This is a genomic window from Chthoniobacter flavus Ellin428, from assembly GCF_000173075.1.
Lineage (GTDB): Bacteria > Verrucomicrobiota > Verrucomicrobiia > Chthoniobacterales > Chthoniobacteraceae > Chthoniobacter > Chthoniobacter flavus.
In genome coordinates this window covers 1-11,398 of record NZ_ABVL01000054.1, presented here as the reverse complement: position 1 = coordinate 11,398, position 11,398 = coordinate 1, and the positions used below count along the sequence as shown (strand labels likewise).

Below are 11,398 nucleotides of genomic sequence, written 5' to 3'. Positions count from 1 at the left end.
ATTCTCGACTCGTCAGATACGAACATGAGCATTGTCGCGGCGACGGCGACGAGCACGTCCGTGCGCGTCACGACCCAGCATGGGTTTGCTGTGCATGTGCATCTGCTCAGTGACGCGCCGGTGGCAGTGGCCGATACCGCGACCAGGCCGGGAGATATCGCCCCTCCCAAGGCGCGCCATCTCTGCCGGCGTCCCATTGCCGAACTACGATGTGTCTAAAGATCAGCTCACCGCTACAGCCGCCGCCGAAGCTTCCACGCGTGCCGCCCCTGTGGAAAGATTTCCAACAATCCACGGGCCGCCGGGTTTTTTTCTTGGCCGCATCGGCCTTCACCTTCAGCCTCGACCCTCTCACATGCACGCCCCCTCCGAATCCTCTGATCTCCCCTGGTGGAAGAACCTTACCGGTTACCACTGGTTTGTTTTCATCATGGCCAGCATGGCCTGGGTTTTCGACTGCCTCGATCAGCAGATCTTCACCCTGGCCCGCCACGGGGCCATGAAAAGCCTCCTGCCCGATGGCGCCGATCTCAATCTCTACGGCGGTTATGCCACCTCGATTTTCATCGCGGGATGGGCTACGGGTGGATTGATTTTCGGGGTGATCGGCGATCGGATCGGACGCGCCCGCACGCTGACCGGCACGGTGCTCATGTATTCTGTTTTCACCGGTCTCTCCGCGCTTTCAAAGGGCTGGATCGATTTTGCGATCTATCGCTTCATCACCGGTCTGGGCGTCGGCGGTGTCGTGGGTCTCGCCGTGGCGCTGATCGCGGATACCTTGCCGGACCGCTCCCGCGTCGGCGCGCTCGGCGCTTTTCAAGCTCTCTCTGCCGTGGGCAATGTGACCGCGGGATTGATCAGTATTTGGGGCGGCTCGCTCACCGCGAGCAAAGCGATATCCCCCGACATGTTGTGGAAGGCGATGTTTCTCGTCGGCGCAGCCCCGGCCTTCATTTGCGTGCTCGTGCAGCTCAAGATGAAGGAACCGGAGAAATGGGTGGTGGCGCGCGCGGAGGGCCGGCGCACGGGTGTGGCTTTTGGTTCCTACGCTTCGCTCTTCGGGGAGAAGCGCTGGCGGCACAACGCCATCTTCGGCATGTTGCTGTGTGTCGTCGGGGTGATTGGCCTGTGGGGCATCGGGTTCTTCGCGCCTGAGTTGGTTGGCCCCGTGATCGGACGCTCTCTGCAGTCCCTGAATTTGCCCGCGGAGAAGATCGCCGGGGCGCAGAGTACCTGGATCGGCATGAACGCCATCTTCCAAAACATCGGCGCCTTCATCGGCATGCTCGTCATGGCCCGCATGATGCAGACCTTGGGCCGGAAGAAGTCCTTTTCCATCGGCTTTATCGCGGCGATGTTCGCCACGATCGGCTACTTCCAGTTCTTCAATGGCCACACCGACGTCTTCTGGATGACCCCCATCATGGGCGCCTGCCAGCTTTCGCTCTTCGCCGGTTTTGCGATCTACCTGCCGGAACTTTTCCCGCTGCGCCTGCGGAGCACCGGCACGAGCTTCTGCTACAATGTCGGCCGCTTCCTCGCTCTTACCGGGCCGCTGACCATCGGGCGTTTGCAGCACTCCCTCAAGGAGGGAGCGGCTTCGCCGGATCAGGCGATCCACGCCTTCCGCAACGCCGCGTCTTACATGAGCGTGGTCTTTCTGCTCGGCTTGGTCGTGCTGCTCTTCCTGCCGGAAACCAAGGGGCAACCGCTGCCGGAGGACATTGAGATCATCCCGGCGAAGTAACGGGCGCCATCGCGCTTCTTATACGGAGGGATGCGCTCCTGCGCGTTCCCACGCTTATCGTCCGCTTTGTGGACGGTAGGGCGCCACTGGGCGCACTGGCCGCCGTGCGCCACGTTTTACCTGCGACTTTCACGGCAGGAGGCGCCATGGAGGGCACCGCGCCGTCGGTGCCTGGGAGAAACCGCCCGCTCCAGCACCGACGGCGCGGTGCCCTCCAGTTCCGATTCGAAGCATCCTCGAAAAGACTGGCCGTTGTCGTGGTGCTTGATTGGGGAATGCGCGGGAGCGCGTCTCTCCGTGGGCGCGCCACGACGCGTGCACAACAAAACAAAAACGGCGGGCGCCTTGCGACGCCCGCCGTTGTGGAATTTGCGCTGAACTACGCGGCGCTTACTTCTTCCCGCCGTAGGCGCGGACGAAGTCGATGCACTGCTTGATCTCGCCGACGTTGTCGTTCCAGTCGTATTCGTATTCGACCGAGATCGGGCCATCGAAGCCCTGTTGCTTGTACTCGTCGAGGATGCCCTTCACGTCGCTCACGCCGCTGCCGTAGGGCACGTCGTGGGCGCTGGGGAGGGGAGCATTGAGGTCCTTGAGGTGGCTGGCCACGATATGACCTTTGAGGATCTGGATGCACTCCACCGGCTTGAGACCGCTGCGGACCCAGTGACCGGTATCGGCGCACGAGCCGATGCGTGGGTCGCGATCTTTGACTACGCTCAGGATGTAATTCGGGTCCCACATCTTGTAGTCGGGATGATCGGGCCGCTTCGGGTGATCGTGGAAGCCGACCTTGATGTTAAATTCCTTGACCAGCGGTTCGAAGGTATCGATGGCGTCGACGCTCTCGGTGTTGATGACCTTGAGCCCGAAGTATTTCGCGAACTCGAACACTTTGCGGGCGCCGGCGGCGTCCTTCGGAATGCCCACCACGCCGTAGGCCACGGGGGTGATGTGTTTCTCGGCCAGCTTGGCCTTCACTTTGTCCCATACTTCCTTGGGCGCATCGTGGCTGAACTTCACCGTCGGCTCTTCTTGCGAAAGTTTTTGGCCGGGGAAGAACTCGATCGTCTTGGCGCCGGTTTCAGCCGTCTTGTCGATCGCTTCGAAAACCGAGAAGTTGTGGAAGGACCACGCTTGGCAGCCGATGGCGAAACCGCCTTGCTTCAGATCGTCTGGGAAGTCACCGGCCATCGCGCCGGTCACTGTCAGGAGCGCCGCGAGGGCGGCGGGGAGGAGGAATTTCATAGGGGTTCCATTGGCGAAGGTGCAGGACTGCAAGTCAAGTCTGCGAACCAGCGCGCTGGGAATCGCCGGGAGTCGAGGAGGCGCGCTGTAAAAAAAGAGACACTTTAGCGGCCTTACGTAAGTTTGCCCGGGTTGATTGTTTGCTTGGCTGTACATAAATGCGCAATGGCACGTATAATTCCCAGAAAAGGGCGATTGGCAGCGTTCCTGCTATCGCAGGGCTGACAACTCCGCAGACTCCCGTCAGCGGACATTCCATTTCCAAAACCTGTGCACGCTACAGCTACTTCCCCTGAATTCGGAGGCGCGACCGAAGCAACCTACCAAAGCATCGTCGAGCATGCCATCGAAGGTATCTTCCAGACGACGCCGGACGGCCAGTACCTGCTGGCCAACCCGGCCCTCGCGGAGATCTACGGCTACGACTCGACGGATGAGCTGAAGGGCAACGTTCAGGAAATCGCCCGCCAGCTTTACGTCGACCCCGTCCGGCGTCCGGAGTTCATCCGTCTCATGAATGAGAACGACTGCGTGTGGGGTTTCGAATCGCAGATTTATCGCAAGGATGGCTCGGTCATCTGGATCTCGGAAAACGTGCGCGTCATTCGTGGAGCGAATGGCGAGGTCCGCTACTACGAGGGCACGGTCGAGGACATCACCGCGCGCAAGCGGGCGGAGGAGGAACTCCGTCGCGCCAAGGAGGCCGCCGAGGAAGCGAGCCGCTCGAAGAGCCAGTTCCTCGCGAACATGAGCCACGAATTGCGCACGCCGCTCAACGCGATCATCGGTTACAGCGAACTCATGCGCGAAGAGGCGGAGGATATCGACCTTCCTAGTTTCGTCCCGCGACCTCGCGAAGATCGAATCCGCTGGCAAGCATCTGCTGGGGCTGATCAACGGCGTGCTCGACATTGCCAAGATCGAGGCCGGCAAGATGGACCTGCATGCGGAGACGTTCGACGTCGCGAAGATGATCGAGGAAGTGAGCGCGACCGTCGCGCCTGTCGTGGAGAAGAACGGCAACTACTTCGAGATCAAAGCCGCGCCGAATCTCGGTAACATGCATACCGACCTCACCAAAGTGCGGCAGAGCCTTTTCAATCTCCTCGGCAATGCCGGCAAATTCACCCGCGAAGGCCGGGTGCAGCTCGAGGCCGAACGCATCACGGACGGCGGCCGCGATTGGCTGGTCTTCCATGTGCGCGATACTGGCGTGGGCATGACGCCCGACCAGGCGCGGAAAATTTTTGAAGCCTTCACCCAGGCCGACGCCTCCACCACGCGGAAGTTTGGCGGCACTGGGCTCGGGTTGGCGATCACCCGCGAATTCAGCCGCCTCATCGGTGGCGACGTCACAGTCAAGAGCGCACTCGGCCAGGGCTCGGTCTTCACCTTGCGCGTGCCTGTGGAATTGTCCTCGGCGCCGATCGAGGAAAGCATCGTCGCCAGCGGCGCCACCAGCGCCGAAGCGGTAGCCGGCGAGTTTCCGCCCGGCGCACCGCAGGTCCTGCTCATCGATGATGACCCGACGGTCCACGACCTCGTGCGACGTTTCCTGCAAAAGGAAGGCATCCAGGTCGTCGACGCGTACACCGGGGCGGAAGGCCTGGAACTGGCGCGCCAGCTTCGCCCCTCGATGATCGTACTCGATGTGATGATGCCGACGATGGATGGCTGGTCGGTCCTCACCAAGCTGAAGGGCGACACCGAACTCTCCGACATTCCCGTGGTGATGCTCACCATGGTGAATAATCGCGAGATGGGTTTCTCCCTCGGCGTGGACGACTACATGCTCAAGCCGATCGATCGGAGCGATTTCGTGTCGACCCTGCGGAAATACTGCAACCGGCAGGACAAGCCGCTCGTGCTCGTGGTGGAGGATGACCTCGTCACCCGCGACATGTTGCGGGCGTCGCTCGAAAAGGAAGAGTTCACCGTGGTCGAAGCGGGCAATGGCCTCGAAGGACTGGAGAAGCTTGCGATCACCCGGCCCGCGCTCATCCTGCTCGACCTGATGATGCCCGAGATGGACGGTTTCCAATTCACCCGCGAAGTGCGTGCCCGTCCGGAGTGGCGTGACATCCCCATCCTCGTCATGACCGCCAAGGACATCGGTGCCGAGGATCGCGCGCTGCTCGATGGCCAGGTGAGCCGCATCCTCCAGAAAGGCGCCTGCGCTCGCGAGGAGCTGCTCGCCGAAATCAGCCAGCGACTGACGCGCACCGCGCGTCCGGTCGAAACCGTTGCCGCCGCTTGATCTGCCCATGAAAAAACTGTTGCTCGTCGAAGACAATGAAATGAACCGGGACATGCTCTCGCGCCGTTTGGAGCGCCGGGGCTACCAGGTAGTTATCGCCGTGGATGGCGAACAGGGCATCACCGCCGCGAAGGAGCATCGCCCGGATCTGATTTTGATGGATATGAGCCTGCCCGTGCTCGACGGCTGGGAATCGACCCGCCGGCTCAAGCAGGAGCCTGACACACAAGCGATCCCGGTGCTGGCGCTGACCGCCCATGCGATGGCCGGGGAACGCGACAAGGCGCTGGCCGCGGGTTGCAGCGACTATGACACCAAGCCGGTCGACTTCGTCCGGTTGTTGGGGAAGATTGAAAGCCTATTGCCCGCGTGAGCATCGACAAAGTCCATTCCGCCGAATCCGAAAAGCGGCTCTCCGAGCTGCTGCATGACCTGCGCACTCCGCTCAACCAGATCATCGGGCTGAGCGAAATGCTCCTCGAGATCGCGGAGGAAAAAGGTCACGCGGATCTCACGGTGGGCCTGGGCGCTGTACGGGAAGGCGGTCTCGACCTGGCGGCGATGTTGCAGGACCGGACGATCATCGCCTTGGGCGAGCAGGCGGGCGGGGAATTTTGGTCCCTGCCGGATGCCTCGCGTTCGAGCATCGGCCGCGTGCTTGGCTTTTGTGAACTGCTCCTCGCCGAGCCCGAGAATTCCCGGATCGGGGAGTATCTCGAGGACATCGTTTTGATCTGCAATGCCGCGCGGCATTTCATCAGCGCCGCACGCGGGAGTGGCATCTTCATCCGGTTGCACACCGCGAAGCATTGGGACCACACCGTCACCGGGACGCGACCGAATGGGGGACCGTCGATCGCCGGCGGCAAGATGCTCATCGTCGATGACGAAAGCCTGAATCGCGAAATCCTCATCCGCCGCTTGCAGCGCGAAGCCTGCCGGCCGGTGGGTGTGCGTTCGGGACCGGAGGCCTTGGATTTATTGCGCCGCGAGAAGTTCGACGTGGTGATGCTCGATATCCAGATGCCCGGAATGAATGGCATCGATGTCCTGCACGCGCTCAAGCAGGACCCACAACTGCGGCACCTGCCGGTCATCATGCTTTCCGCGCTTACCGATGTGGACCGCGTGGCGCGGTGCATCGAACTCGGTGCGGAGGACTATCTGCCGAAGCCGGTCAACGCCGTGCTCCTGCGCGCACGCCTCGGGGCCTGCCTGGAAAAGAAACGCTTCCGCGATCATGAGCAGGCCCAGGCCGAGGAACTCCTGCGGACCAGCAAGCTGCAATCCATCGGCGCTCTCGCCGGTGGCCTCGCTCACGATTTCAACAACATGCTCACCGCGGTGCTCGGGAATCTCTCGCTGCTCCGCTATCGCGGCTGCGTGCCGCCCGATGCCATGCCGAGCGTGCTGGAGGCCGAGCGTGGCGCCATCCGCGCGCAGGAACTCACGCGCTATCTGCTGACCTTCGCCGAGGGCGGCGCGCCGATTCGCGAATCCGTCCCGCTCGAGCCGCTGCTCCGCGACACGAGCGCGTTCGTGCTCCGCGGTTCGAATGTGCAGTGCGAATTCGAGCTCGAGCCGGACTTGTGGGAATTGCATGCCGACCCGAATCAGCTCGCGCAGGTCATCAGCAACGTCGTCCTCAACGCCATGGAAGCCACGCCCGGCGGTGGCGGCATTCAGGTGAGCGCGGAGAATGTGACTTCCGCGCCGCACCTGCCGGATGGCGACTATGTGGCGATCCGCATCCGCGACTTCGGCGTGGGCATCGCACCGGATCGGCAGCCGCGCATCTTTGATCCTTTCTTCACGACCAAAAACCAGGCGCGCGGTCTTGGTCTCGCGGCGGCGTATTCGATCATGCAACGGCATGGTGGATACATTGGCGTGCAATCCACGCTCGGAGTCGGCACGACGGTGATCATTCATTTCCCGGCTTCGCGAACGGTCTCGGTCCAACCGGTTAATGTGACGCCTGCGGCGGCGGTGGAAGCGGCTTCGAATGGGCTGCGCATCATCGTCATGGACGACGAGGAGCCGATCCGCGAATTGATCGAGATGACCCTCGGCATGTTGCGTCACGAAGTGGTGGCCACGCCGGATGGAGACGCTTTCCTGGCGGCACACGCCGCCGCGCAAGCCGCGGGACGTCCGTTCGACGTGGCCATCCTCGATCTCACCATTCCCGGTGGCATGGGCGGCAAGGAAGCCATTCGCCGGCTGCGGGAACGCGATCAAACCATCCGCGCGATCGTCTCCAGCGGCTATTCCAACGACCCTGTCATGGCCCAGTGCATGGATTACGGATTCGATGCCGTGCTGCCGAAGCCTTACCAGGTCAAAGACTTGATCCTCCTGGTGCAGCAACTCGGCGCTTCCCCGCGAAACACCTCGCGCCACGTGGCCGCGGCTTGAGCATTACTTTCGACGATCTCTTCAAACGGGCCACCCATTTGTAGCGCTCTAATTTGAGTTTTGGGGTGCTCTCATTCATCGGTCGCGCCATTGGGTCGCCTGATAGTGAATGTGATCCAAATCCGTTAGGGCGGAACCGTCTCCAAAGACCGCCACCGTAGGTTCGAGAGAAATGCAGATATCTACAACATGAACCCAATCCTCCCGGTTCATCGCCCTCTCAGATTTATCCACGCTCACCTCGACCAATGCCTTTCGCGCAGATGAAAGATGACTTCTGCCCGTCCGAGGGTCATCTACAAACGTGCTTTTCGCAGCTTCCAAGTGAAAAATTAAGGCATTGGTTCTCAAGTTTTTCCGAGCAAAAACCTGCCATGATTCACTCGTAGGGCCAATTGAAATTAGAGCACTACCAACCCACCACCAGGTTTGCCACGCGGTGGCCAATCGTGTATCGATCGGGCTTACCGATGCGCCGCAAACTCCTCATCACCGGAATTGTCGTGGGAGGCTTGCTCTTCCTGGGGCCAGTCTTTGGGTATCTGGGAACGCTCTTCAACATGATGGGAGCGTTCCAGGATTTGTCGGGTAGCGGAATCAGTGATCCGCGAGCTTTGTCCGCGCATATCGGAAATACATTGCTGGCGACCGTGCTGGGTGTCATCGCGTGCCCCATCGGTCTCGTGTTGCTTGTCCCGTGCATCGTCCTGTTTGTGAGAGACAAAAAGCAATTGCCGCCGCCGATTCCATCGGAGCTTTGAGCGGCGGCGAGACCGGGCGACGGTCGGCGTGAACGGATGAAGTGCTACGGGTGGGCGGATGGTGCCGCGGCGTTGGCCCGGCTGCGCTTATCGAGCAGTTCATCGAGTTCGTGCTGCGTCGTGGCGATCTGTTGGACCATGAGTTTTCGCGCGGTGTTCCGCGTCTGGTAGGCAGCGGCCGTTTCGTTGAATTTCGTGATGGCCGCAGTATCGCCGGGCTTGAGCGCTTTGCGCTGCGCGTCGAGGTCCTGGTACTGTTTGGTCATTTCCGCGCCATCCTGGGCAAAGGTGGCCTGCAGGGTCTCCAGCCGCTGGCGATGTTCCTGGATCTGCGCATTGAGATCGGTGGCTGCTGGCGGCGGCGGTTGGCCGTGCTGGAGCGCTAATTGGGCGTTGTATTGTTTCCAAAAAGCCTCGCTGGCTGCGGGAGTCATGGCGATGGCTCCGCCGATCAAGGCTCCGCCCAGCATGATGCCCAGGAAGGGAAATTTCGCCTCCTTCCAATTCAGGCAGGTGAAAATGAGGCTCGCGAAGGGGACGAAGAGAACGGCGATTCCCCACAGGAATTTTTTTTGAAAGGCCACTACCACGAGCAGGATGGTGCAGATGACACCAAGCAGAAGACCAATGCCCAACACCGCGAGGCTTAACCAGGATGCATTCATAAAAAAGGCGTTAATTCCACCAAAACGAAAATCGCGAGGCGATGATGAACCATCGAGCCTGGCGAAGCTGCAGGCAGTCGACCGAGAAAAGAGAATTTTCCAACACCCAATCCCTTTTCCGAGCGCGGTGTTTCGGCAACGCCATCCGATCGAACCCAAACAACGTCGCCTTCAACCAAAGAGAATTCATGTGCGCCGTTTTATCCAGCAAGACCCAAGCCACTTGCGTCGACGGAGGAAGACACCTTTGAGGAAGGCGATGGCAGGGGGAAAGCCTGTGTCGCGATGCGACGCAGGTTTTCAGAAGTGGAAGCGAAAAGTAGTGGGCTTAGCCCAGCGCGCGGCAGAGGTCGCGCGCCAGTCGTTCGGCTTCGTCCTGCGTGGATGAGCGGAACACAGTCTGGCCATAGACTTGCACTTCGTAGCCGAACACGGTCAGTTGCACCCGAACGCGGGAGCGGTGGCGACGGTTGATCTTGAGTGTAGGCATCTTGAGGTATCCTTACGCAGCAGATAGCGTGCTTGGTTGTGTATCGTAGCGTTGAGGGAGCGTTTTTCCACGGTGGTGCGCGATGTAACTTCCAGCTTCCGTCGCACGTCTCTTCGGCACACAACTACCGCACTGCTCCGTTCCCTCCACTCATGAAACTGCTCCGTTCCCGCTTCCTGTTTCTGCCTGCCGTCATCGCCGCGACCGTGGCGTTCGCCGTTGCCCTGCCATCCGCGGCGCTCGCGCAGCAAACGGCCACCGCTCCCGAACGGCCGAAGGAATTGCCGGCGGATGCGAAGGTCCTCCTCGACCTTCCTTACGTGGAGAACGGGCACGCACGGCAGAAACTGGATCTTTATCTTCCGGCGCAGCCGAAAGGCCCGCTGCTCGTGTGGATCCACGGTGGCGGCTGGCGTGCGGGCTCGAAGGACCATCCACCCGGGCTCGCTACAGTGAAGAACGGTGTGGCGGTGGCCAGCGTCGAATATCGTTTTAGCCAGGATGCCGTTTTCCCAGCGCAGATCGAGGATTGCAAAGCGGCCATCCGCTGGCTGCGCGCGCATGCAAAGGAATACGGCTATCGCGACGACCTGGTGGCCGCGTGGGGCGCCAGTGCCGGCGGACATCTCGTGGCGTTGCTGGCGGTGACGGGCAAGGTCCGTGATTTCGACGTCGGGGCGAATCTCGATCAATCCAGCGCCATTCAATGTGGTATCGATTGGTTCGGCCCGTCCGACTTCCCGGCCTACGACCCGAATCTCCCGACGGCCATGGTGCAGCGCGAGAATCCGGAATCGGTGATCGCGCAGCTCTTCGGCGGGCCGGTCTCGCAAAAGCTCGAGCTGGCCAGGCGCGCCAGTCCGGTGACCTGGGTGACGAAGGACGCCGCTCCGCTGCTCATCATGCAAGGCACCAAGGACCCGCTCGTGCCGCTCGACCAGAGCCAGCGTCTCGCGGACAAACTGAAAGCCGCCGGCGCGGACGTGACGCTCGACATCATCGAAGGCGCCGGCCATGGCGGCCCGCAATTCGTCACCCAGGAAAAGCTCACGCTCATCCTGCAATTCCTCACCAAGCACTGGGCGGGCGAGTAGGCGAAAAGCGCCGAGTCCCGGCGCCTAAGAGCTTGTTCCGAAACTAATTCGGGATGAAGAGTGACCACGGATTACGGGCATGTAGTCATTCAAGTTTTTTGTTGGGAAGTTTTTCGTTTCTCCTTTCTGTCGCCGAAGGCGACGCCTGGAAGTTCCCCCCAAACGCCGCCGCGGCGAGCGGCGCGGGGTTTGGGGGCGCGCAGCCCCCATCAGCCCGGGCGCGCTAAGTGGCGGAGGGTTGCAGGAAGCGCTTTTGCAGTTCGAGTAAGCAGGGCTTCAATTGGGCTGGCAGTCCGAGTTGCACGCGCAGGCTCTTGCCCAGAGTGACGGCCAGTTTGTGCAGCTTAAGGGTCACGCTTTTGCTCGTTTCCAGAGCTTGCGGTGGATGGTCCGAGAGGACGTGCCAGACCTGAACCAACAGCTTGCGAGCCACCGCGGCCACGGCAATGTGGCGATGTCCTTTGCGGGCAAAGAGCTTCCAGCCCCATTGGCCCAGCGTGGTCTGAGCTCCGGCGCGCAGCACCGCCTGCGCTCCTTGGATGAGCAGGTGGCGCAGATCGCCGCGCCCTCGCCGGCCCACCCCCAGCTTGATGCGCTTGTCCTTGCCGCTGTCGCGCTGACCAGGGTTGAGCCCCACGTACGCCACCAGCTTTTCCGGGCCGCTAAAGCGACGCACGTCGCCGATGATCGCCAACAGGGCAAAGGCATTGATCAG

12 protein-coding genes are annotated in these 11,398 nt (G+C 61.3%); 8 read left to right on the top strand and 4 right to left on the bottom strand.

Translation table 11 applies throughout. The features are described from left to right. Both CFE428DRAFT_RS38175 and CFE428DRAFT_RS32400 read left to right on the top strand, forming a co-directional pair. Nucleotides 1-219: hypothetical protein (locus CFE428DRAFT_RS38175; protein WP_157447726.1), on the top strand; the 219-nt coding region annotated here is incomplete at its 5' end. Between the two features lie 136 nt (nt 220-355). After that, a complete protein-coding gene (locus CFE428DRAFT_RS32400) occupies nt 356-1,750 on the top strand; it encodes an MFS transporter (RefSeq protein WP_006983985.1) in 1,395 nt (464 codons plus the stop codon). Nucleotides 1,751-2,140: 390 nt separating this feature from the next. Here the strand turns inward: CFE428DRAFT_RS32400 and CFE428DRAFT_RS32395 are convergent, their stop codons facing one another. Further along, nucleotides 2,141-2,998 (bottom strand): sugar phosphate isomerase/epimerase family protein, encoded by an 858-nt coding sequence (locus CFE428DRAFT_RS32395; RefSeq protein WP_042726290.1) that lies wholly within the window; start codon nt 2,996-2,998, stop codon nt 2,141-2,143. 270 nt (nt 2,999-3,268) lie between these two features. Between CFE428DRAFT_RS32395 and CFE428DRAFT_RS40190 the strand changes: the two genes are divergently transcribed. From CFE428DRAFT_RS40190 to CFE428DRAFT_RS32375, 5 genes are all read left to right on the top strand, one after another. Next, a complete protein-coding gene (locus CFE428DRAFT_RS40190) occupies nt 3,269-4,057 on the top strand; it encodes a PAS domain S-box protein (protein WP_083805448.1) in 789 nt (262 codons plus the stop codon). Beyond that, the gene (locus CFE428DRAFT_RS32390; RefSeq protein ID WP_337442792.1) at nt 3,969-5,255 is read left to right on the top strand and encodes a response regulator; all 1,287 of its coding nucleotides are present in this window, start codon (nt 3,969-3,971) and stop codon (nt 5,253-5,255) included. The genes CFE428DRAFT_RS40190 and CFE428DRAFT_RS32390 overlap by 89 nt, the downstream gene beginning before the upstream one ends. Nucleotides 5,256-5,262: 7 nt before the next feature. Beyond that, nucleotides 5,263-5,628: a response regulator gene (locus CFE428DRAFT_RS32385; protein WP_006983980.1), complete on the top strand. Its 366-nt coding sequence runs from the start codon at nt 5,263-5,265 to the stop codon at nt 5,626-5,628. Further along, nucleotides 5,625-7,673 (top strand): hybrid sensor histidine kinase/response regulator, encoded by a 2,049-nt coding sequence (locus tag CFE428DRAFT_RS34870; protein WP_006983979.1) that lies wholly within the window; start codon nt 5,625-5,627, stop codon nt 7,671-7,673. The genes CFE428DRAFT_RS32385 and CFE428DRAFT_RS34870 overlap by 4 nt, the downstream gene beginning before the upstream one ends. A gap of 470 nt (nt 7,674-8,143) precedes the next feature. Further along, a complete protein-coding gene (locus CFE428DRAFT_RS32375) occupies nt 8,144-8,434 on the top strand; it encodes a MotA/TolQ/ExbB proton channel family protein (RefSeq protein ID WP_006983978.1) in 291 nt (96 codons plus the stop codon). Nucleotides 8,435-8,478: 44 nt separating this feature from the next. On the opposite strand, the gene CFE428DRAFT_RS34865 is transcribed toward CFE428DRAFT_RS32375, so the two are convergent. Beyond that, on the bottom strand, nt 8,479-9,099 hold the full coding sequence (locus CFE428DRAFT_RS34865) for a transmembrane protein (RefSeq protein ID WP_006983977.1): 621 nt from the start codon (nt 9,097-9,099) through the stop codon (nt 8,479-8,481). A gap of 328 nt (nt 9,100-9,427) precedes the next feature. Continuing rightward, entirely contained in the window at nt 9,428-9,589 is a 162-nt protein-coding gene (locus CFE428DRAFT_RS38170; protein ID WP_006983976.1) for a hypothetical protein, read from the bottom strand. Nucleotides 9,590-9,741: 152 nt separating this feature from the next. Between CFE428DRAFT_RS38170 and CFE428DRAFT_RS32360 the strand changes: the two genes are divergently transcribed. After that, nucleotides 9,742-10,683 (top strand): alpha/beta hydrolase, encoded by a 942-nt coding sequence (locus CFE428DRAFT_RS32360; protein ID WP_006983975.1) that lies wholly within the window; start codon nt 9,742-9,744, stop codon nt 10,681-10,683. 223 nt (nt 10,684-10,906) lie between these two features. On the opposite strand, the gene CFE428DRAFT_RS32355 is transcribed toward CFE428DRAFT_RS32360, so the two are convergent. After that, on the bottom strand, nt 10,907-11,398 hold a 492-nt coding region (locus tag CFE428DRAFT_RS32355), incomplete at its 5' end, for a transposase (RefSeq protein ID WP_042726288.1).